Origin of the sequence: Flavobacterium acetivorans (genome assembly GCF_020911885.1) — a bacterium.
GTDB classification, from domain to species: Bacteria; Bacteroidota; Bacteroidia; order Flavobacteriales; family Flavobacteriaceae; genus Flavobacterium; species Flavobacterium acetivorans.
Genome location: NZ_CP087132.1, coordinates 2,477,108 through 2,498,743 on the forward strand (window position 1 = coordinate 2,477,108; position 21,636 = coordinate 2,498,743).

The window sequence follows — 21,636 nt, forward strand, 5'->3', positions numbered from 1 at the left end:
GGTCAGTGCTCCCTTTTTCATTTATAGGCTAGGAATTAATGTCCTCTACGGTCATTGTCTCTAGAGTCTCTGTTATCATGTTTGCCATAGTTTCTGCGGTCGTCATGACGTCTGTTATCATTAGAATATTTGTGGTTTTTAGCGTATCTTTTATCATCATATCTGTGCGCTATGGGTCTGTGATATTCATTTCTATGACCTACATTATAATGTCTCTTATGGTTGTTAAAATGTGCATAAGGACGGTTTCCATGATAACCGTTTAATACAATTTTATGTCCAGAGTATAAATCGTAGTTTCTGTATTGTCTAGGTAAATATCTTGATCTTACCCAATTTCCGCTACCAAAATAAATAAATTGTGAGGCTCTAATATCGTAGTAAGCCTGAACATCCGGTAAATAATAATATTCTACTGCTGCATAACCTCTAGGTCCCCATGAAGGAGCTGTTCCTATATTTACACTTACTGAAACTTGAGCTTGAGCTGAACTGAATACAAGTAGCACTATTCCAACGGCGAGTAATTTTAAATTTTTCATCTTTCTATATTTTAATGTTTATATTCTTAAAATGTATTGCTTGTTGCTTTACATTTTAGCTAAAACCAACAACTGTGCCAAGATGATTTTTATTGCTTAAATTGGTTTTATAACAAGTAAAAAAAACGGAAACACTATTAGTATTTCCGTTTTTAAAAGGGTTGAAATGGGATTTAATGTTTTCCGTTTCCATGACCATTATTTCCTTTATGGCCATTGTTTCCTTTATTTCCCTTTTGATTGCGATTATCATGTTTGTCGTAACGATTACCAATTGTTCTTTGATGAGGACCTTTATATCCTTTATGGTATTTAGCTTTATGGTTTTTAAAATAGGTATAAGGTCTGGTTCCATGATAATCATTTAAAACTACCTTATAACCACTATATAAATCATAGTTTCTATATTGTCTAGGTAAGTATCTTGATCTTACCCATTTTCCATTACCAAAGTAAATAAATTGTGATGCTCGAATATCATAATAGGCTTGTACATCTGGTAGATAGTAATATTCGACGGCAGCATAACCTGCAGGACCCCAAGAAGGAGGCGAACCAATATTTACATTAACAGATACTTGTGCTTGTGAGGAAGTAGCTATAAACAGTACTATTGCAGCGGCAAATAATTTTAAAGTTTTCATTTTGTTTTTATTTAGATATTAATATTTTTATTTGCATTGACTTTATCAATCTTTTATCTCCAAAGCCAAGAACTGTGCCAATTTGTTTTTTTAGTTAGTTTATAGTTTTTGTTTTTACTGCAAAAAGAAGAGGCTGTTTTGTAACAAACAGCCTCTTCTAAATATTGTAAATAGTAAATTATAGCAATAAAATTAGCAATAAAATGATGATGATAATAGCACCTACTGAAAGATAAACGCCGTTTCCTGATGCTTTTAAATTAGTTTTTATTTCTCTCACCTCTTTACGGAGTTCTTTTTTTTCTGAAGAACTTAAAGAAGATTTATCCATCTCCTTGATTTCTTCCAATCGATTAAGCATGATTTGTACCTCTGCAGGAATTTCTTTAGGAACCGGATTTTTTTCGGCTGCTGTCATTGTAGTCGGAATTGCACTTAACGATAATATCATTATCATTAAATAGAAACTTAGTTTTTTCATCTTTTTATCTGGTTTTGGTTTAATAAGAATATTTATATAAAGATAATAATTAATTGGCAATCAGTGTTGTATAATTTAAAGTGAATTTTGTGAAATTTACTCTTTTAAAAATATTGTATTAACAATATTTTTGTTAATTCACATCTTTTATTGATAAGGAACAATTCGAGGTTTAGCTAACTCAAAATTTTGTATACCAAAATCAGAAGTTTGAAAGGCATTGGTCTTAAAAACGTTATCACCCTGAAACGGAATAACGGGATAATAGGCCAATGATATTTGAAAAGCGCTAAATACTAAGTAATCATTATTGATGATGAGTCCAATTCCAATTTTAGAATAAGCCTTGTTTTTTTGCAATTCATTTTGAGAATTTCCAAGTAGGGCGATAGAATAATTAAAATAAGGGTTAAGCCGAAATCCACCTATATTCCAAGGAGAATAAGCTTGAGTTTGCAAGGTTAACAGCGTTTTATTGGTTCCGTAAATCGGGCTGTTGAATCCTTGAATGCCGGATTCTTCGTTAATATTGAGTTGATCACCAATCGATTTTTGTCGGTTGAGTCCTATTATGACCTGCGGCTTAATGAACTGTCTTAATTTCCAGTTTCCAATATCAATTAGATTGGTGAAATAATTGGCCTGGAAAGAAAAAGTGGTTTGCTCTGTTTTGGATTTATTAAAAAAGGTTCCAGCTTCAAAATTAGTACTCAAAAAGCCCCATTTATAGTATTTTCCAAAGGAGATTTGGCTTCCTATATAAGGACGCCAATTATTGTTTTTATTTTGGTAACCATAGGTGATTCCATAAATTCGTCCTATAGGTACATCTTCAACAATACCGTTTTTGAAAATATACTTGTCTTTGATAAATTTTCGGGTATTAATACCAATACCTGAAAGTAAGAAGGTTTCATCAGCATAAAAATTTGTGGGATCATAATCAATTTCGGGACTTTCAATATAATTTTTATTCAATAATCGCCCTGAAATAATAAGATTGGTTGTTTTATCATCAAGAGTATTTCCTTTGAATATTTGGAAAGCCTTGGCAATCCAAAAATCATGTGAACTATACTTGAAATGTTGCTTTACATATTGTAGATCTAATCCTTGTAATGTATCAGTTTTAAATTGTTGATCTAAATAAATTCCTCCTGCCCATTTTGTTAAAGGAGAATAAAAAGGACGCTCTATACTAATACTTTTGCTGTAATTGTCATCCAAATCAATACGGTATTGTACTATTGTTTTGATGAAAGTATGTCTAATGTTTGGGATAGTGTACGCAAGATCGTTGGCATTTTTTCCGTCACTTGACCGGTTTGTAAATTTATAATCGAATTGATGACCAATACCAAAAATATTTCTTTCACTTAATCCCAATGAGGCTTTTGTACTGGAAACTGAAGCCTTGGGCAATGAGCTCCATGAATCTAAAACCCGAATGAAAACATCAACTGAGTCGGATTCTTTAGCTGTTAATTTTTCTGAAATAGTGACTCTGCTGACAAATTTTTGAGAACGGATAATACGTTCAGATTCATCTATGTTTACGCTACTATAAGGGGTATTTTTTTTAAACAGTAATAAATTCTTTATGGCAAGATTTTTAGTTTTAAGATGCAATAGGTTTCCAGTCCTTTCAGTCCATTTATCCGGAGTTTTTGTCGAGTCCGTATCAGAATAACCAAATGGGTCTAAGGTAGTAATAATAATATTCCGAATAATTTTTCCTTCAGCATCGACTTGTTTTTTTTGTTCAATTATTGGTTTTTTCTTTTTTGGATTAATTGGCTCAAAAATAAGCTTATGCAAGAGATGGGTGTACTTATTCTTCTTCGAATAGCTTTGAATGTTTTGATAGCTCTTAGAGCTGTCTTTTTCTTTTTTGTCATTTTGCGAAAAAGAAATTTGATAGCTAAAAGAGATTAAGATAAGTATCGCTATTTTTTGTTTTGAAAACATTTAAAAATAATGTTTTTAGGCTAATCAGTACACTTTTTTGTTGACGATCTTCAATTCGAATTTGTCACAATCTATTTCAAATAGTGCTAAAAATGCAGCTGTTTAGAGAATTTTTACTATCCAAATACCGCTAATCATCCCTTTAATTGAAACCAGTTTTTTGTTCAATTATAAGTATAAAGTTAGAACAAAATAATTATAAGATTGTTTTATTAAAGAAAAAACTAATCTACAAATTCCTTATTATCAAAATGGTTTTCTAATATAGAAATTCCTTTTTGGAAAAGCAGATTGTTAGGATAAACAATCATTTCTCCATCTTTAGTTTTTAGGGCAATATGGAAGGCACCAATGTCTTCAATTTCGGCAATGACAGGGAAATCTTTATCGTGAATTCGGATAACATCGCCAATTTTGAAAGGAAATGAAAAAAACAATATAATACCAGAGGTAATGTTGCTTAGAATAGACCATTGGGCAAACATGGCAACTCCCGCTACGGTTGTGATAGAGGAGACCGCAATAATGATGTCTTCGGCTTGAACTCCCCAAATGATGATAAGAATAATCAGTGCCAAAACGGTAATTAACAAATGAATGTATTTGATAACCAGATTGGTTCGGTGTTCTATAATATGAGTTGATTTTGCAAAACCTCGAACCATTTTTGAAATGATTAGTCGCAATACAATTACCAAAAATAGCAAAACTCCCGTTTCGATTAATTCTTTTGTAAAGTCATCAAAAAAAGTCATGTCCATCAGTTTTTTTTTAGGCTAAGGTACTTAAATATTTATATACTTTATCTACCGGCATTCCCATGACATTGGCATAAGAGCCTTCAATTTTAGAAACGGCTATAAAACCAATCCATTCCTGAATACCATAAGCGCCCGCTTTATCAAAAGGCTCATAATTATCAATATAATACAGAATTTCATCATCACTTAATTCATTAAAAGTAACCTTTGTAGTTTCGCATAAAAGCGTTGTTTCGGATTTTGTTTTAAAACAAACCGAGGTGATTACATCATGAGTAGAATTAGATAATGATTTTAGAATTTCAAAAGCATCTTGTTTGTCTTTTGGTTTTCCCAATGCTTCTTCGTTATGCCAAACAATAGTATCGCTTGTTATCAGAATTTCGTTCTCTTTCAATTCTCCCTCAAAAGCATTGGCTTTCAATTCGGCGAGATAATTGGTGATTTCAGCGCCTTTTAATTCGGGCGGGTATATTTCTTCAATTTCTTTTAATCTAATTTCAAAATCCAGATCCAAATCCTTGAAGAATTGTTGTCTTCTTGGAGAACCGGAAGCTAAAATCAGTTGGTATGATTTTAATTTATTTTTAAGCATTGTATTTTATATTTAAGCTAATGATGACAATAGATAAAATTCCGAAAAGAAGAATCCATTTTAAGAGCAAACTTAGGGCTTTAAAGTCACTTTTTGTTTTTGCAGTCCAAATTTTCACATTAAAATAAATCAAGGGAGCCAAGACAAAAAGAAAAGCATAAATACTGCTAATAAATAAATCATTGGGCATAAAATAATTATTGACATACATTAAAAGTAACACAATTGGAATCAATCCAAAAGCGAAAAGGAACTTAGTGGTTTTCTCACTTCCTAAAACAATAGCTAGGGTTTTCATTCCTTGAGCCGAATCACCTTTTAGATCTTCTAAATCTTTGACCACTTCCCGAATGAAATTAATCATAAAGGCAAAGATCGCGTAATCCAGAAGTATCGAAAACAGATTAGCCATTAGCAATTGATTCTCGGAGTCAATGGCAGGATATAAGTCAAAAACACCAATGATAATTACGCTAGATGAGAGTAATAGCGCCACAACTATGTTTCCTAGAAGTAGCATTTGTTTCAAACTTGTGGCATACAAATAAAGCGTAGAGGCAATCAAGATGAAAATGACCGCAAAGCTTGGTTTTTGAATCACATTCGATAAATAAAAGCCAATTGCGACACCGCTTACATTCAAGGCAACATAAAGATTATAGGCTTTAGTTTCGCTAATGCTTTTCCCTACAATAACGCCCTCAGGTCTATTTTCGTTATCGGTATCTTGATCAAATATATCATTGATTACATAACCGGCTGCAGCAATTAGTATTGTACTTAATACCAATAAAGCATACTGCCAATTGGTTAAAGCCAAAGGAATGTTTTGCAATTTCAAAAAGCCGTATCTAAAAACCAACTGCATAAAAGCAAGTAGGAGTAGGTTTTGGTAACGAATTAGTTTTAGGAAGTTCATCTTTGTAGTATTCAGTAATCAGTGTTCAGTTGTTACACCAAACTTTTGTGGGTTTAGAATCATATAGTTAATTAATTTTCCAACTTCTTCACTTTCAGAAATTAATGTATTATGAATTTCAATTGAGATGTAGTTACATTTATAGGCAAATTCAATCCAAACTTGAGTTTCTGAGTTTTCTGCATCTGAGTCAGTTAGTTTGCTATGAAAGTGTCTTGGATAAATCCTTTTTCTGTATGATTCAGCAATGTTTGCAGGTACACTTCTTGATGAACGTCTAATTTGATCAGTTAAAGAATATATTTCATCTTTCGGAAATAATTTAGTTATTTCAAAAATTTTCATTGCCAAAGCAAATGATTTTTGATAGGCTAGTAAATCTTGAAATTTCATCCTTTATTTTTAATTGTTAATGCTTGTTGTAAATTTGTACTGATCACTGATCACTGACCACTGATTACTGCAAACTAATCCAATTTTCCGTCAAAATGCTCCATCCATTTTCCTTGTACTTTCATCACTTGTTCTATGACATCACGGGCGGCACCTTTTCCTCCATTTTTATGCGAGATATAAGTAGATAGTGTTTTAATTTCCGGACTTGCGTCTTGCGGGCAAGTTGGCAAACCTACTAATTTCATTACATGATAATCCGGGATATCGTCTCCCATATATAAAACCTGTGCAGGATTAATATTGTATAATTCGGTGTATTCTTTAAAAGTTTCTACTTTGTCAGGAGTTCCTAAATGAATGTCTGTAATTCCGAGATTTCTTAAACGCACGCGCACGCCTTCATTGCTTCCTCCCGAAATAATGCATACGTTATAACCACTTTCAACAGCCGCTTTCATCGCGTAACCGTCACGAATGTTCATTGTTCTAAGGATTTCTCCTTCGGTGGTTACAAAAACGGAGCTGTCAGTAAGTACACCATCAACATCAAAAATAAAAGTGGTGATGTCGTTCATTATTTCTTTATAACTTTTTGCCATTATTTTGTATAGATTGTGTTAGTATTTTATAAATAGTTGCTTGATTTTTATCGGTTAAAAACAATTCGTGTGCTTCAATTGTTTTTTTGTCATTGCGTATTGCAGGTCCCGTTTGCGCGTTTTCGGGCGAAAGGGTCATTATTTTTTGAGCGGTTTCCTGAATCAATGGTTTTAGAATGTCAAAAGACACTTGGTTTTCTTGGCAAATTTCGTTCCCTATTTGGTACAAATGATTCGTGAAATTATTGACGAATACCGCTGCCACATGTAAGGCTTTTCGTTGATGAGAATTGATAGCAAAAACGCTGTCAGAGATAGTTTGAGCTACTTTTTTCAATAATTGAAAATCTGTAGCATTTTCACTTTCTAAACAAATGGGAATGTTTTTAAAATCGACCGCCTTGTTTTTTGTAAATGTTTGAAGCGGATAAAAAACCCCTTTTCGATTGTTATTGTCCAAAACATCTAAGGCAACACTTCCCGAAGTGTGAACCACCAAACGATTTTTGAAAGGCAATTGGCCAGAAACTGTTGAAATAGCGTCATCTGAAACTGAGATGATATACAAATCAGCTTCCAATAATTGATCGTAATCAGAAGTGATTCGATCTGAATCGAGCAGATGGACAAGTGCTTCCTTTTTTCTTGAAAAAACCTGAATCAGCTCAATTTCATTCCCTTCATTTTGGGATTTTTGAAATGCAGCAATCAAATGTTGCGCTACATTTCCCGAACCTATAATAATCACTTTAATCATTCGGCAAAATTAGCAAAAAAAAGTGAAGGATTACTACCAACTCAGGGATAGCTGAAATAAATTAGTATTGGGAATCAGCGATTAGTTGCCCTGTTAAAGTGCTTAATTTTGGATTTAATTAACAATTATACGAATATAGAAGTCAACAATTTTAAGTACTTTTGTCCCACTTTTATAAAACGTAATTCCTTACAAATGAATAAAAAATTATACTCGTTTTTGTTTTCTACACGATTAATGGCACTTCTTTTTGTGACTTTTGCAATTGCAATGGGTGTAGGAACTTTTATCGAAAGCAAATACAATACAGATACGGCTCGCATTTTAGTGTATAACGCCTGGTGGTTTGAAGCGATAATGGTCTTTTTTATGATCAATTTCATTGGAAATATAAAAAGATACCAATTGCTTAAAAAAGAAAAATGGGCTACTTTAATGCTTCACTTGGCCTTTATTTTAATTCTTTTAGGTGCCTTTATAACACGCTATATCAGCTATGAAGGGATGATGCCAATTCGTGAAGGAGCAAGCGAAAATCAATTTTATTCTGATAAAACATTCCTGACCATTTTTGTCGATGGAGAGTATAAAGGAGAGATGAAACGCAGGATTTTTGAAAAACCTTTATTGCTTTCTCCAGTGACTAATAATGATTTTACGGTTTCGGGTCAATTTGCAGATACTCCTTTTAAAGTGGAATACCAAAACTTTATCATGGGAGCCAAAGAATATGTTAAAGCAGATCCTAAAGGAAGTTTATTTTTGAAAATTGTGGAAGCTGGAGACGGAGGTCGTCACGAGCATTTCCTCAAAGAAGGAGAGGTTCAAAATATTCATAACGTTTTATTTGCGTTGAATAAACCAACGGACGGTGCTATCAATATCAACACTAACGGAGAAGCGTATACAATTCAAACACCGTTTGAAGGGAATTTTATGCGTATGGCTGACAAACTCGAAGGAGCAGTCACTAAAGACAATGTGCAACCCTTGATGATGCGATCGCTTTATACTATTGGCGAAATGCGATTTGTATTTCCAGATCCTGCGGTAAAGGGAATCATAGCTTATGAATCAGATAATGATTTTAAAGCCAAAACTCATGAGGATGCGCTGACGCTTAAATTGACAGCCGAAGGTGAGGAAAAAGAAGTTACGGTATTGGGATCCAAAGGAAAAACGGGTGATTTTCAAACCGTGAAAATAGGAAAAATGGATTATACTTTTTTCTTTGGAAGCAAAGCTTATGTCTTGCCTTTTAAATTAAAACTGAATGATTTTATTGCTCAAAAATATCCTGGTACAGAAAAAAGTTATTCCTCTTTTGAAAGTAAAGTTACTGTTGAGGATTCTATAAAACCATTTGATGCCAGAATTTATATGAATAATGTTTTAGATCATAAAGGATATCGTTTCTTTCAGTCTTCATTTGATCCGGACGAAAAAGGAACCGTTTTATCTGTAAATCACGATTTTTTGGGAACGCAGATTACCTATTTAGGATACTTCTTGTTGTATTTTGCCATGATGGCAATTATGTTTACGAAGTATTCTCGTTTTGCTGATTTGAAACGTAAATTGGAAGTGGTAAAAAAGAAAAAATCAAAACTGATTACGATTTTGGTTTTGTTTTTGAGTTTTGGTGCAATGGCGCAAAACCACGATCATCAACATGATGAACATGGAAATCATCCGGACCATACCGAAAACGGGATGCATGCCAGAAATAAACCTACCGAAAAACAATTGGACTCCTTGCTTAACAAATTTAAGGTTAAGGAAGAGCATGCCGCTAAATTTGGTAGATTAATTATTCAAGATGCCGGTGGAAGAATGAAACCCATCAATACTTTTTCGTCTGAATTGTTGAGAAAGGTAAGCCATTCTAATGATTATAAAGGGATGAATCCGGATCAGGTATTTTTATCGATGTCTCAATATGCTCAATTATGGATTGAAGTTCCGTTGATTTATTTGAGAAGCGGTAATGATAGTATTCGTAAATTAATAGGAGTTGATGTAAAAGCCAAAACGGCTCCTTTTGTAGCTTTCTTTGACGAAAAGGGAAATTATAAACTATCTCCTTATTTAGATGCTGCCTATAAAGCGGCAAATCCAAATCAATTTGAGAAAGATTTTATAGAAACAGATAAGAAGGTAAACCTAATGGAATCAGCCTTGAGCGGCAGAATTTTAAAAATTTTCCCGATTCCTAATCATGAAAATGATAAATGGATTTCTTACTTAGAAGTGGGGAATTCCGGTTTAAAAGGAATGGATTCTACTTATACAAAAAGTGTTTTACCCTTGTATTTTGGTTCTTTGAATAATGCTTCTATTTCAAATGATTATAAAAATCCAGATGATTTATTAGAAAGTATTCACGGTTTCCAAAGAAAATTTGGCAGTAAGGTTTTGCCAAGTGAAGATAAAGTGACTACTGAAATATTGTATAACAAATATGATGTTTTTCAAAAATTAGTGTACTGGTATGTTCTTGCTGCCTTATTAATGTTTGTATTTACAATTTTAGCGATATTTAAGGAGCGTAAATTTTTGACTGTTGCGGTCAATACGATGCATGTAATTATAGGATTATTATTTGCTTTACACACTTTGGGATTGATTGCCAGATGGTATATATCAGGACATGCTCCTTGGAGTAATGCTTATGAATCTATTATCTATATTGCTTGGGCAACTATGTTTTTTGGTTTGGCTTTCGATATCAAGTCTAAACTGACAGTAGCTTCATCAGCCTTTGTAACAGCAATGATTCTTTGGGCTGCGTACCAAAACTGGATTGATCCAGAAATTGCTAATTTGCAGCCAGTTCTTAATTCGTATTGGTTGATGATACACGTTGCGGTAATCGTAGGTAGTTATGGACCGCTAGCATTAGGAATGATTTTAGGATTTGTTTCCTTATTGCTAATCTTTTTCACCAATGAAAAAAATAAGGCCAGAATGGAGTTGAATATTAAGGAAATTACCTATATCAATGAAATGGCTTTGACCATTGGGTTGATTATGTTGACTATAGGAAACTTCCTTGGAGGACAATGGGCTAATGAAAGCTGGGGACGTTACTGGGGATGGGACCCAAAGGAAACTTGGGCACTAATTAGTATTATGATTTACGCTTTTGTGATTCACGCTCGATTTGTTCCTTCTTTAAGAGGAAAATGGATATTTAACCTGATGAGTATGTATGCTTTTGTTTCTATCCTGTTTACCTATTATGGGGTGAACTTTCACTTAGTAGGACTACATTCTTATGCCAGTGGAGAAGCACATTCGCTAAACTGGATTTGGTATTCATTGGGAACAATCACTTTTATTGGAGCGATTACTTATCCAAAGTACAGAAAGTATTATAAATAAATAATTTATAAGTCTTAAAAAAAAAAGGTTCAACTTCGCAGTTGAACCTTTTTTTGCATGCTAGATTTACACAAATTAGCACAAAATAATCTGTGAAAATTTGCGCAATTTGTGGTAAAAAAACTATCCTTCTTTTATAATTTCTCTTACAGCTTGTTCGTAATTACGGATGCTTTTGGCTTTTTTTATTTTTTTATGGACTTTGTGTGGGTTCGAAAAGATCACTGAGAAGTATTCCCATAAATGATGCATTTTCAATAAAATGTGGGTGGCACCCGATAAAGATTCGCTATATCCAGCATACAAAGTATCATGAAAATCGCTGAACAATTCCATTTTGTTTGATGGGTATTCCTTGCTGTTGTTTTTGATCATGCTAGGCAAAAAAGGATCAGCAATTAAGCCGCGACCGATCATCCAGTGATCTATGGAAGGGAAACGTTCTTGCATTTCATGGAATTTAGCTACCGAGGTAATATCGCCATTGTAATACAATTTAAGCTTCGTGGCATCAACACATTGTTGAAATGCGTCTAGATTTACGCCACCATTGTACAATTGTTTTCCAATGCGAGCGTGAATAGCTACATTTTTGATAGGATAGTTTTCCAGAATGGGCAAAACCTGAAGAATTTCTTCGGTATTTTCATAGCCCAAACGCATTTTCATCGACACAATAATATCCGATTCAGAATGTACTTTGTCAAGAATTGTATTGATTTTTTGGGTATTGCAAATAAGCCCTGAGCCCATTCCTGATTTGGTTACCATTGGATAAGGGCAACCTAGATTCCAATTCAATTCTTTGTATCCCAGCTCCTGAACATATTTTGCCACAAATAAAAATTCATCGGCATCATTTGTTATCACTTGTGGAATAACTTCCAGATTGGCATTATTTTCAGGAAGTAAATCCCGCTGATAAGAGGATTTGATGACTAATTTTCCGTTCAAACGGATATAGGGCGCATAATAAGTATCGATACCTCCAAAATACTTGTTTACAGCATTTCTAAAACGAAAATCAGTAAAACCTTGAAGGGGTGAAGAAAGTAGGGTGTAGCTCATGAAAGATATAATTGTGCAAATATAGTATACTTTTGGGCTCTTATGGCTTTCTTAGTGAGTTTATGTTTTGTTAGTCTTTAAGAAAAGTGGTTTAAAACAAAAAAAAGACTCTCAAATGAGAGTCTTTTAGGATACATATTCTGTTCTTTAAACCTTTCCTAAGGTGTACAATTGTTCCATTGTAGGGGTCAAACTTCCGCCGGCTGGTTCTAACGTAATTCCAAAAGCTTCGGCGTCTCCGGTATTATTCACAGCAAAAATGCGTTGGTTGTTTTCATCAAATTTTTCCAATAAACCAATACTTGTAGGGGTCAAAGGATTCAATTTCAAGGCCCAAACCTGGTAAACCATTCCTTTAGGAGGTTCTGGCAGGCCGGATGCGTCAACATAAACCACTTCGGTTTCTTTGTTCCAATATACTTTAGCAGATGACTCAGGTGCTACAGCTTGTCCTCCAAGAGCAACAACCGTATTTTTGGCATCTCTTATTACGGCTAAGTTGGTTTCAGTTTGTTTGTTTTTTAACTCTAACAATTTGCGTTCCTGCTTCATTTTTACCTTTTCCATTTGAATATTTACCACTTGGTTATTGGTTTGTTCCAATTGGTTGTATTGAAAGCCAATGCCAACCAATAATAGAATGGCAGCAGCCCATCCGATATATTGTGACCAATTTCGTGAAGCTTCCATTGTAACTACGGCTGTTTGTTGTAAGTCGAGTTTGGCTTTTATTTTTTCGTAATTAGCAACTGATTGAAAAGGCGAAAAACTGGAAGATAATGCCACAATTGCCTTTTCGATAGCAATAATCTCAGCATTGATTTCAGGATCTTTTTTTGCCAGAGCGCTAATCTCTTCATTTTCGGTTTCACTAAGTAAACCGTAAACGTAAAGTTCTAAAATTCCGGATTCTATATATTCTTTATTTTCCATTATACTTTCAAATAGTTTCTTAAATCATTGATACAATTTCTATTGTGTGTTTTTACAGTACCCAAAGGAATAGCCAATTCTTCGGAAGCTTCCTGCTGGGTGTAACCTTTAAAAAATAACAAATCAATTATTTGAATGCATTTTGGTTTGAGTCTTTTTACAAATTCCTGCATGCCAATTGTATCCACTTTATTGATTAGTTTACTGCTATCGTCTAATAGATGTACGAAATTATCAGAAGAAAGGTTTTTTTGGCTGTTGTTAAAATTTTTAGAACGTAGCATATCTATAGAAGTATTTCGCGCTATGTTTACGATCCAAGTATAGAATCGGCCTTTGCTTTCCTGATAGGAATCAATGTTTTTCCAGATTTTCACAAAAACATCCTGAAGTACATCTTCTGCTTCTTCTCTATTTCTTACCAGAACATGAATAACTGAAAATAAACTTTTGGAATACATATCGTACAGATGTGTAAATGCCTTATCGTCTTTCTTATATACCAATACTAAAAGTTCTTCCTGAGTCATATACTTTATGTTTTACTCTTACAAACTTATACAAACTTATTTATAATTGGATAATTAAAATTGGTAACTGCTTTATAATCGGTTCTGATTGAGTTCAATTTTATTTATTTAAAGTTTTTAAAGTGTTGTTTTACAGCTATTTGTTAGATTGATTAACTTTTTTTAATTTTTTTAAAACCAAAAGGAAACTTATTGCGTAAATGCTTTTATAACCTTTTAAATTATAACAAAATGAAAAAACCAAAAATGATATTAGGTCTGGCGCTAGTGGCGATTACAGGCTTAGTTTTAGTAGCAGCGGATCATATTGATGCGCCATCGCTAACAGGAAATGCCGCTGATATTACCGATATGTACACTTTTCAGGGAGAAAATACCAATAATTTAGTCTTTGCGGTTAATACACAAGGATTATTAAGTCCCAATGCAACTGCTGCGGCCATGTTCAGTGAAAATGTGATGATTGAAATTAACATCGATAATACAGGTGATAATGTTGAAGATTTGGTTATCCAAGCCATAAGAAAAGGAAATAAGATGTATTTCTTTGGTCCTTATGCTCCAGCTACCACTGGAACCTCTAGCACCATAAAAACGAGTGCTGCTTCAGGAAACGTAGCGATTTCTACTTATGGATCGGCTGCTGTGATTGCTGAAAGTGGTGGAATGAAGTTTTTTGCAGGTCCTAGAGATGATCCTTTCTTTTTTGACTTAGGTCAGTTTCAGGCCATACTAGGCGGAACCGCTTCAGGATTCAGCAATCCGGGAACAGATACTTTTGCTGGAACAAATGTACTTTCAGTAGTTGTTGAAGTTCCAAAAGCAATGTTGGGTACAGCAACTTCTTTAAATGTGTGGGCAGAAACTAAGAAAAAACAATAAAGATCATTTATTAAAATCAAAAATTATGAAGACAAATAAATTCAAAATTATAGCAATAGCACTAATGGGTGCAGTGGTTTCAGTAAGCTGTAACGACGACGATAACAGTAATAATATGATGGTAAGCGCTGATTTCTCAGGAACTTTTGTGCAACAAGATCAAATGGCAAGACCGGCAATCAATACAGTATTTATTGCATCGGGACAACCTAAAGATGAGTTTAATGCAACTATTCCATCTATGATGGGCGCTAAATATCAATCTACTTTTCAATCCCGTCTTTTGGCTTTAAATCCGGCTTATACCACTAACGCACTAGGATTGGATGCGGCTGCTTTTACAGGTGTTTTGGCTACCGATGTATTGAACGTGAAAACTTCAGGAAAAACTACTTTTTTTGACGGAACTAATGTTTTAACGGGCAGAGCTTTGGCTGATGATGTGATTGATGTCGAATTACTATTGATTTTTGGAGGACCAATGGGAACTTCTAATCCTGGTCTTACTTCAGATCATGTAGATGCCAATGACAAACCATTTTTGGCCTCATTTCCTTATTTGGCGGCAGCCTGGTAAGACATAATTGAAAAAAAACAGAGTTCTTTTATATTAATAGCACTCTGTTTTTTTAATAAACAACTAATAAACGACATATTATGAAACCGTATAAATTAATCCCCGTTTTGGTTTTCACAATCCTTTTTATATTCGCTTGCGATAATAAAAACACCCCAGTTACAAAAGTTGCCGACTACAATAATTACTTAAAGGTGAAAGAAAATAAAGCATTGGATTTTGCCCATGCTGAAATTGATTTTTGGCAAAAAAAATTTGATGCTGCTCCCAATCAAATGAGTTATTTAAGTATAATAGCTTCAAAATATGCGACTCTTTTTGAATACACTGGAGAGGTGAACCATTTATACAAAGCAGAAGAACTATTGACAGAGGTTAACAAATCCTATAAGTATTCTAAAGTGGCGGCTATTCGTTCTTTGGCTCGAAATTATATTACACAGCATCGATTCAAGGAAGCTTTAGTTTTGGCTAATAAAGCCTTAGCAATTGGTGAAGCTCGAAAAGAAACTCAAAAGTTATTGTTTGATGTCCAAATGGAATTAGGCAATTATACCGAAGCCGAAAAGAATTTAAATGCGGTTAAGGACATGAATGATTTTGATTATTTGATTCGATTGGCAAAATGGAATGACCACAAAGGCGATTTGGAAACCGCAATTAGTTTCATGGAAAAGGCAAAAGATATTGCCGAAAAAGAAGATAATACAACACTAAAAGTATGGTCTTATTCGAATCTGGGTGATTTCTATGGTCACGCCGGAAGAATTCAAGAATCCTATGATTGTTATTTAAAAACATTAACAATAGATCCCAATTATTCCTATGCTTTAAAAGGAATTGCTTGGATTGTTTTTTCTTATGAAAGAAATACAAAAGAGGCAAAAAGAATTGTAGAAGCTATTGAATTGACTCATAATACGCCTGATTTTTGCTTGCTGAAATCTCAAATGGCTCAATTTGAAGGAAATAAAGAGGAGGTGTTACATGAAAGAAACGCTTATTTTTACATGCAGGAGAATAACGATTATGGAGCAATGTACAATAAATATAATACTCTGATTTATGCCGATGCAAAGGAAACGGCATCCAAAGCCTTGGCGATAGCCAAAATTGAAGTCAATCATAGACCTACACCAGATTCTTATGATTTATTGGCTTGGTCGTATTTGAAGACGGGACAAAGCAAAAAGGCATTGGAAATCGCCCAAAAGTATGTGGAGGGAAAAACATTCGAACCCAAAGTGCAGTACCATTTAGCGATGATTTACAAGTCAAATAATAAAATGAATAAAGTGGTGCCGATAAAGGAAGAGTTGCTATCTAGCATTTATGAATTAGGTCCCAACATGGAAGAAAAAGTAAGACAATTATAATATCCAATAAATCCCCAATATGAAATATTTTTTTACAATACTACTGTCTGTTCTAGGATTACTATCCCACGGTCAAATACAAAAAGGAATTGTTCTGGACGAAGCCGGAAACACAATTGAGAATGCATATATCGTTAATGTAAATTCAGAAAGTCATGCGCATACTAATGAATTTGGGCTATTTAGTATTGATAAATCGATGATAGGAAATAGTTTAAAAGTAACGGCTTTTGGATACAAAAAAAAGAATTTCACTATTGTAGGCACTGAAAATAGAATTGTCTTGGAAGAGGATATTTTTAGATTAAACGAAATTGTTATTCAGCAGAAAGTTTCGGCACTGAATGTTATTTCTAAGATAGATTTACAAACTACTCCTGTCAATTCCTCTCAGGAAATTTTGAGGAAAGTGCCGGGATTATTTATCGGGCAACATGCTGGTGGAGGTAAAGCGGAACAACTTTTTCTAAGAGGTTTTGATATTGATCATGGTACTGATATTGCCATTTCGGTTGATGGAATACCAGTAAATATGGTGTCTCATGCACACGGTCAGGGCTATGCCGATTTGCATTTTGTAATTCCGGAAACGGTAGAAAAGATAGATTTTGGAAAAGGGACGTATTATGCCAGTAAAGGGGATTTTGCAACGGCAGGATACGTCACTTTCCAAACTAAAGAAAAATTAGAAAACAGCAGCATCAGTTTTGAAACGGGTCAGTTTAATACGCTTAGAACAGTAGGTTTATTTAATCTTTTGGGTAGGCAAAAAAAGCAAAGTGCCTACATTGCCACGGAATACATTCTAACCGATGGCCCTTTTGATTCTCCTCAAAATTTCAGCAGAGTCAATTTGCTGGGGAAATATTCGGCGATACTTAATTACAACAGTAAGTTTTCTATAATGGCTTCGCGTTTTTACAGCAAATGGGATGCATCCGGACAAATACCACAGCGATTAGTAGATAATGGTACTATTTCCAGATTTGGTGCTGTTGATGATACCGAGGGCGGAATTACCGCTAGAACCAATGTGAATGCAACTTTGAGTAAGCCCATTGATGAAAATACTTTCTTGAAAGCCAATGCTTTTTATTCCAAATATGATTTTGAGTTGTATTCTAATTTTACTTTTTTTCTGGAAGATCCTGTCAATGGGGACCAAATCAAACAAAAAGAAGACCGTTCTATTTATGGGATGAATGTTGAGCTCAATAAGCAGATAAAAAATAGCGATTGGGATATTTCATTTCAGTTGGGTATGGGTTTTAGAGCTGATGCTACTATAGATTCAGAGCTTTCTCATACCTTAAACAGAACGACTACTTTGGAAAATATTAAATTAGGTGATATTGACCAAACAAACGGATTTAGCTATTTGAATTCAGAAATTAAATTGGGAAAATTAACCATAAACCCTGCTGTACGTTTGGATTATTTCAAATTTAATTATCAGGACAAACTGGCTCCTGTGTATAATAATCAGTCTGAAACCGAAGTGAAAGTTTCGCCTAAGTTGAATTTTATTTATTCGCAAAATAACAATTTACAATTTTTTGTAAAATCAGGAATAGGGTTTCATTCCAATGATACTCGTGTGGTAGTTCAAAATGATGGAAAACAGATTTTACCAACGGCTATTGGTATGGATGTAGGTACAATTTGGAAACCATTTCCTAGGTTATTCGTGAATTCGGCCTTGTGGTATCTGTACCTGCAACAGGAATTTGTCTATGTGGGTGATGCCGGAATTATTGAACCTAGTGGAAAATCGAATCGCATGGGCGCCGATTTAGGTTTGCGTTACCAGTTGAACGATTGCTTGTATCTTGATGCCGATGCTAATTATACCTATGCCAGAAGTACTGAAGAACTAAAAGGACAGGATTATATTCCGCTTTCTCCTGATTTCACTACCAGTGGCGGATTGAGTTTTCAAAAATGGAATGGATTTTCAGGAGGTTTGCGTTATCGGTATTTAAAAAATCGTCCGGCAAATGAGGACAATTCAATCATTGCCAAAGGTTATTTTATTTCAGATATGAACATAAATTATGATTATAAAAATGTGACTTTTGGATTTTCAATAGAGAATCTGTTCAATACTGAATGGAACGAAACCCAGTTTGCTACCGAATCCAGATTGAAAGAGGAGACCAGTAGTGTCGAAGAAATTCATTTTACGCCGGGAACTCCTTTCTTTATGAAAGCCAAAATAGGGTATAGGTTTTAATTAGATTTTCTTTTTATTTAATTGTAATTCTGTTATAAAAAATCCTACTTGAAATAGTGTTTATTATTCTATTTCTGGTAGGCTTTTTATTTTGTACGTTTTTAATTAATGTATTTTTGGCTCAATGAACAGTGTTTTTTGTGGTATTTATTTTATAAAAGTAGATAGTAATAGACTGAAAATAGGTGCTGTTTTATTGTTTAATAAATTGAAATTATGCGAAAAATAATTTTAAGGTAAAAAAGTATGTATGTTATGAATAAGGTATTCAAAAAAAAATTAATTGTTTTAATCCTCATTTTTTCTGGTTTTCTTTTCTCTTTTATAAGTTATGAGACCTCCTTTACAGATGATCTTTCCAAAGAAAAAGTAGCAAAAGAATTCTGGTCAAAGAAATATAAAAGTTCGAGTTGGTATTTAGGAATGAAAAGTACAACTCCTAATTTTTACGAAGTAAGGGATGAGTTCAATTATTATTTTAAAAATAATCCTTATTTTGTTACTCAAGAAGTTAAACAATATAGAAGGTTTGCTCATCAATATTTTCCTAATATAGATGCTAAAGGGAATTACATTGACCCTTCAACTTCAAAAAGTAGTGCTAAAGAACTAACTTCTAATGATTCTTTTGTGGGTAACGCTTGGAATCAACTATTTTTAAAATGGAACACCACACAGAGCAATGGAGGAACAGGAGTTTTAAGATCGATCAGGATTGATCCAAGTAATACTAGTAATGTATTGGCGGGAGCAGCTACAGCAGGGATTTGGCATACAACAGATAGAGGAGAAAATTGGTCTTTTGTCTCGGGTGGGATACCTGAAGTGGAATGGGTAAACGAAATTATTTATAGCAGAAAAGATTCGAAGGTAGTTTATGCTAGTACTAATATGGGAGTTGTTAAGTCAATTGACGGAGGGAAAAATTGGACTTATACGGCACTGAAAAAAAACTTTCCTGACACATTTGGTTCTCTTTTGTGGCTAGACTTACCAAGAGTAAGTAGTGATATTGTTTATGCTACAACTGAAGAAAAAGGAAAGTATAAAATATTTAAATCAACTGACGGTGGAAAATCTTGGACTGAAAATTACCAAACGAATAAGCGTATCTGGGATATGCGTGTTAAACCGGACGATTCGAATGTGATTTATATTTTAGAAGAATCTTCAACCACAGATTGGATTAATTTTAAAAAATCGACTAATAGTGGAGTTACCTTTAGTACGGGAAATAATGGTTATCCTGCTGATTATAAAACGAAAGCACATCGAGCGAGATTAGCAACAACAGCTGCAAATAATAATGTCGTTTATATTGCTATTGGATTCAATGGAGGTGGCACAAATGATAAAATTTCATTTTTTAAATCTGTTGATGCAGGACGTGGATTTGTCAAAAAAAGCAATCCTAAAAATGAAGAACCATTGTTCAATGCTATGGAGGCTACAGATTTCCTGAGCGAAACATGTCATCTTGCGCAATTAACTTGGAATTTTGCTTTTACCGTTTCAGAGACAGATGAAAACTTTATAGCTTGTGCAGCCAATAAAATAAAAATAAGTATTGATGGAGGAGCTACTTGGACTTTTGACCGATCGGGAAAAATTAAGACAGGTAAAGAGTATGATAGATATGCTTCTAATGATGCGCACACCGGAGTTCATGGAGATCATCACGGTCTTTCGGTAATAGGGAATCATATTTGGAATGCTAATGATGGAGGAGCCTATTATTCCGGTGATGGGGGGTATACTGTTGTTAAAGATAAAACAGATGGATTAGGGATTATGGAATTATGGGGCTACAGTCAATCCTTTAAAAATGATATTATGGCTGTAGGCCTCAATCATAATCAAATATGCTTTAGAGATGATAAAGTTTATGGAGGATGGATAGGAGTTAATGGAGCTGATGCAATGGCAACTAATATTAATCCTATTGATGATCAATATATGTACAATCATCCTTGGGGACATGAAAGAGTAAAACGCTCCCTATCAGATAAAAAAAGTCATCATTTTCAAGAACTGGGTATACAATTAGGATATATTACCTTAGATAATTTAGAGTACCACCCGAACCAATATTATACCATTTATGGCAGTGATTACGGAGATAGAAATAAGACCTATCAGTTATCTAAAACTACTAATAATGCAACTTCCTGGGAAGTAATGAAAGAGTTTATTACTGAGAAAGCAAATGCAGTTGCGGTAAAAGTAAGTTTTGCTAATCCTAATTACGTTTATGCAGTAGTTGAGCCTAATCGAATAATTAAATCTAAAGATGAAGGAAGAACATGGACTGATGTCAATCCACCGGCATCTTTATTGAAGGGGTTTGCCTTATGGCGTTTAGCTGTTAGTGATAAAAATCCAAATCATTTATGGGTATCAGTTAAGGCAAATCAAGAAGTTGTTAAAGTGATTCAGTCAAAAGATGGAGGGTTAACATGGAATGATTATTCTGAAGGACTCCCTCAATATGCTATTTATTCTATGATTTATCAACGTGGAAGCGATGATGTTTTATACTTAGGAACAAGATTTGGTATTTATTACAGAAAGGCTGGAATGTCAAAATGGGTACCTTTTGGTTCGGGTATGCCTGCTTCAAACACAAGTTTTATGTTTATTAACTATGCTAAGGGAAAATTACGCGTTGGAACATCAAGAGGGTTATGGGAAAATGATTTGGTTGAATTGACTGCACCCAAAGCAAATATTTCAGCAGATAAAAAACGGGTTTCTAAAGATGATCCAATGGTACAATTTGCTGATTATTCCGTCGCTGATAAAAATGCCACTTTTTTATGGGAATTTGCCGGAGGAATTCCTGCAAAATCAAAGGCAGAAAGACCAATTGTGTCATATGGAAAAGCGCGAAAGGGGAATTATAATGTTAAACTAACTGTTACTGATTCAAGAGGAACAAGTACGCAAACTTTAAAAAGTTTTATTACAGTAAATAATGAATAAGGTTTTCTA

The 21,636-nt window shown here is 34.0% G+C and carries 19 protein-coding genes; 6 read left to right on the forward strand and 13 right to left on the reverse strand.

Annotation, left to right across the window (positions count from 1 at the left end; all coding sequences use genetic code 11):
- Positions 1–35: 35 nt before the first annotated feature.
- The 10 genes from LNP19_RS10815 to LNP19_RS10860 form a co-directional block, all read right to left on the reverse strand.
- Complete coding sequence (locus LNP19_RS10815) at positions 36–542, reverse strand: hypothetical protein (protein WP_230061936.1); 507 nt, start codon at positions 540–542, stop codon at positions 36–38.
- A gap of 173 nt (positions 543–715) precedes the next feature.
- Positions 716–1,186 (reverse strand): hypothetical protein, encoded by a 471-nt coding sequence (locus LNP19_RS10820; RefSeq protein WP_230061937.1) that lies wholly within the window; start codon positions 1,184–1,186, stop codon positions 716–718.
- A gap of 178 nt (positions 1,187–1,364) precedes the next feature.
- Entirely contained in the window at positions 1,365–1,643 is a 279-nt protein-coding gene (locus LNP19_RS10825; protein ID WP_230061938.1) for a hypothetical protein, read from the reverse strand.
- Between the two features lie 171 nt (positions 1,644–1,814).
- The gene (locus tag LNP19_RS10830; RefSeq protein ID WP_230061939.1) at positions 1,815–3,635 is read right to left on the reverse strand and encodes a BamA/TamA family outer membrane protein; all 1,821 of its coding nucleotides are present in this window, start codon (positions 3,633–3,635) and stop codon (positions 1,815–1,817) included.
- 224 nt (positions 3,636–3,859) lie between these two features.
- A complete protein-coding gene (locus LNP19_RS10835) occupies positions 3,860–4,390 on the reverse strand; it encodes a mechanosensitive ion channel domain-containing protein (protein WP_230064229.1) in 531 nt (176 codons plus the stop codon).
- A gap of 16 nt (positions 4,391–4,406) precedes the next feature.
- On the reverse strand, positions 4,407–4,991 hold the full coding sequence (locus LNP19_RS10840) for a Maf-like protein (protein ID WP_230061940.1): 585 nt from the start codon (positions 4,989–4,991) through the stop codon (positions 4,407–4,409).
- Positions 4,984–5,910: a geranylgeranylglycerol-phosphate geranylgeranyltransferase gene (locus tag LNP19_RS10845; RefSeq protein WP_230061941.1), complete on the reverse strand. Its 927-nt coding sequence runs from the start codon at positions 5,908–5,910 to the stop codon at positions 4,984–4,986. Before LNP19_RS10845 ends, LNP19_RS10840 begins: the two co-directional genes overlap by 8 nt.
- 18 nt (positions 5,911–5,928) lie before the next feature.
- Entirely contained in the window at positions 5,929–6,303 is a 375-nt protein-coding gene (locus tag LNP19_RS10850) for a four helix bundle protein (RefSeq protein WP_230061942.1), read from the reverse strand.
- A 74-nt stretch (positions 6,304–6,377) separates the two neighbouring features.
- Positions 6,378–6,905 carry a KdsC family phosphatase gene (locus LNP19_RS10855; protein ID WP_230061943.1) on the reverse strand — a complete coding sequence of 176 codons (528 nt, stop codon included), beginning with the start codon at positions 6,903–6,905 and terminating at the stop codon, positions 6,378–6,380.
- Complete coding sequence (locus tag LNP19_RS10860) at positions 6,889–7,662, reverse strand: Rossmann-like and DUF2520 domain-containing protein (RefSeq protein WP_230061944.1); 774 nt, start codon at positions 7,660–7,662, stop codon at positions 6,889–6,891. Before LNP19_RS10860 ends, LNP19_RS10855 begins: the two co-directional genes overlap by 17 nt.
- A gap of 195 nt (positions 7,663–7,857) precedes the next feature.
- On the opposite strand from LNP19_RS10860, the gene LNP19_RS10865 reads away from it, so the two are divergent.
- Positions 7,858–11,046, forward strand: a complete 3,189-nt coding sequence (locus tag LNP19_RS10865; RefSeq protein ID WP_230061945.1) for a cytochrome c biogenesis protein CcsA — start codon at positions 7,858–7,860, stop codon at positions 11,044–11,046.
- A 123-nt stretch (positions 11,047–11,169) separates the two neighbouring features.
- Here the strand turns inward: LNP19_RS10865 and LNP19_RS10870 are convergent, their stop codons facing one another.
- The 3 genes from LNP19_RS10870 to LNP19_RS10880 all read right to left on the reverse strand — a co-directional run bounded on the left by LNP19_RS10870 (position 11,170) and on the right by LNP19_RS10880 (position 13,577).
- A complete protein-coding gene (locus tag LNP19_RS10870) occupies positions 11,170–12,114 on the reverse strand; it encodes a tRNA dihydrouridine synthase (RefSeq protein ID WP_230061946.1) in 945 nt (314 codons plus the stop codon).
- A gap of 147 nt (positions 12,115–12,261) precedes the next feature.
- The gene (locus LNP19_RS10875; protein ID WP_230061947.1) at positions 12,262–13,047 is read right to left on the reverse strand and encodes an anti-sigma factor; all 786 of its coding nucleotides are present in this window, start codon (positions 13,045–13,047) and stop codon (positions 12,262–12,264) included.
- Positions 13,047–13,577 carry an RNA polymerase sigma factor gene (locus LNP19_RS10880; protein WP_230061948.1) on the reverse strand — a complete coding sequence of 177 codons (531 nt, stop codon included), beginning with the start codon at positions 13,575–13,577 and terminating at the stop codon, positions 13,047–13,049. Before LNP19_RS10880 ends, LNP19_RS10875 begins: the two co-directional genes overlap by 1 nt.
- A 231-nt stretch (positions 13,578–13,808) precedes the next feature.
- Between LNP19_RS10880 and LNP19_RS15410 the strand changes: the two genes are divergently transcribed.
- From LNP19_RS15410 to LNP19_RS10900, 5 genes are all read left to right on the forward strand, one after another.
- Positions 13,809–14,459: a DUF4331 family protein gene (locus LNP19_RS15410; protein WP_255665572.1), complete on the forward strand. Its 651-nt coding sequence runs from the start codon at positions 13,809–13,811 to the stop codon at positions 14,457–14,459.
- Between the two features lie 25 nt (positions 14,460–14,484).
- Entirely contained in the window at positions 14,485–15,036 is a 552-nt protein-coding gene (locus LNP19_RS15415) for a DUF4331 family protein (RefSeq protein WP_255665573.1), read from the forward strand.
- 80 nt (positions 15,037–15,116) lie between these two features.
- Complete coding sequence (locus LNP19_RS10890) at positions 15,117–16,412, forward strand: tetratricopeptide repeat protein (RefSeq protein ID WP_230061949.1); 1,296 nt, start codon at positions 15,117–15,119, stop codon at positions 16,410–16,412.
- Between the two features lie 19 nt (positions 16,413–16,431).
- Complete coding sequence (locus LNP19_RS10895; RefSeq protein ID WP_230061950.1) at positions 16,432–18,645, forward strand: TonB-dependent receptor; 2,214 nt, start codon at positions 16,432–16,434, stop codon at positions 18,643–18,645.
- A 255-nt stretch (positions 18,646–18,900) separates the two neighbouring features.
- Complete coding sequence (locus LNP19_RS10900) at positions 18,901–21,627, forward strand: PKD domain-containing protein (RefSeq protein WP_230061951.1); 2,727 nt, start codon at positions 18,901–18,903, stop codon at positions 21,625–21,627.
- The last annotated feature ends 9 nt before the right edge of the window (positions 21,628–21,636 follow it).

What these genes read in the sequence shown, in the direction of transcription:
- LNP19_RS10815 (WP_230061936.1), bottom strand. Translation starts at nt 542, where the DNA reads ATGAAAAATTTAAAATTACTCGCCGTTGGAATAGTGCTACTTGTATTC.
- LNP19_RS10820 (WP_230061937.1), bottom strand. Translation starts at nt 1,186, where the DNA reads ATGAAAACTTTAAAATTATTTGCCGCTGCAATAGTACTGTTTATAGCT.
- LNP19_RS10825 (WP_230061938.1), bottom strand. Translation starts at nt 1,643, where the DNA reads ATGATAATGATATTATCGTTAAGTGCAATTCCGACTACAATGACAGCA.
- LNP19_RS10830 (WP_230061939.1), bottom strand. Translation starts at nt 3,635, where the DNA reads ATGTTTTCAAAACAAAAAATAGCGATACTTATCTTAATCTCTTTTAGC.
- LNP19_RS10835 (WP_230064229.1), bottom strand. Translation starts at nt 4,390, where the DNA reads ATGACTTTTTTTGATGACTTTACAAAAGAATTAATCGAAACGGGAGTT.
- LNP19_RS10840 (WP_230061940.1), bottom strand. Translation starts at nt 4,991, where the DNA reads ATGCTTAAAAATAAATTAAAATCATACCAACTGATTTTAGCTTCCGGT.
- LNP19_RS10845 (WP_230061941.1), bottom strand. Translation starts at nt 5,910, where the DNA reads ATGAACTTCCTAAAACTAATTCGTTACCAAAACCTACTCCTACTTGCT.
- LNP19_RS10850 (WP_230061942.1), bottom strand. Translation starts at nt 6,303, where the DNA reads ATGAAATTTCAAGATTTACTAGCCTATCAAAAATCATTTGCTTTGGCA.
- LNP19_RS10855 (WP_230061943.1), bottom strand. Translation starts at nt 6,905, where the DNA reads ATGGCAAAAAGTTATAAAGAAATAATGAACGACATCACCACTTTTATT.
- LNP19_RS10860 (WP_230061944.1), bottom strand. Translation starts at nt 7,662, where the DNA reads ATGATTAAAGTGATTATTATAGGTTCGGGAAATGTAGCGCAACATTTG.
- LNP19_RS10865 (WP_230061945.1), top strand. Translation starts at nt 7,858, where the DNA reads ATGAATAAAAAATTATACTCGTTTTTGTTTTCTACACGATTAATGGCA.
- LNP19_RS10870 (WP_230061946.1), bottom strand. Translation starts at nt 12,114, where the DNA reads ATGAGCTACACCCTACTTTCTTCACCCCTTCAAGGTTTTACTGATTTT.
- LNP19_RS10875 (WP_230061947.1), bottom strand. Translation starts at nt 13,047, where the DNA reads ATGGAAAATAAAGAATATATAGAATCCGGAATTTTAGAACTTTACGTT.
- LNP19_RS10880 (WP_230061948.1), bottom strand. Translation starts at nt 13,577, where the DNA reads ATGACTCAGGAAGAACTTTTAGTATTGGTATATAAGAAAGACGATAAG.
- LNP19_RS15410 (WP_255665572.1), top strand. Translation starts at nt 13,809, where the DNA reads ATGAAAAAACCAAAAATGATATTAGGTCTGGCGCTAGTGGCGATTACA.
- LNP19_RS15415 (WP_255665573.1), top strand. Translation starts at nt 14,485, where the DNA reads ATGAAGACAAATAAATTCAAAATTATAGCAATAGCACTAATGGGTGCA.
- LNP19_RS10890 (WP_230061949.1), top strand. Translation starts at nt 15,117, where the DNA reads ATGAAACCGTATAAATTAATCCCCGTTTTGGTTTTCACAATCCTTTTT.
- LNP19_RS10895 (WP_230061950.1), top strand. Translation starts at nt 16,432, where the DNA reads ATGAAATATTTTTTTACAATACTACTGTCTGTTCTAGGATTACTATCC.
- LNP19_RS10900 (WP_230061951.1), top strand. Translation starts at nt 18,901, where the DNA reads ATGAATAAGGTATTCAAAAAAAAATTAATTGTTTTAATCCTCATTTTT.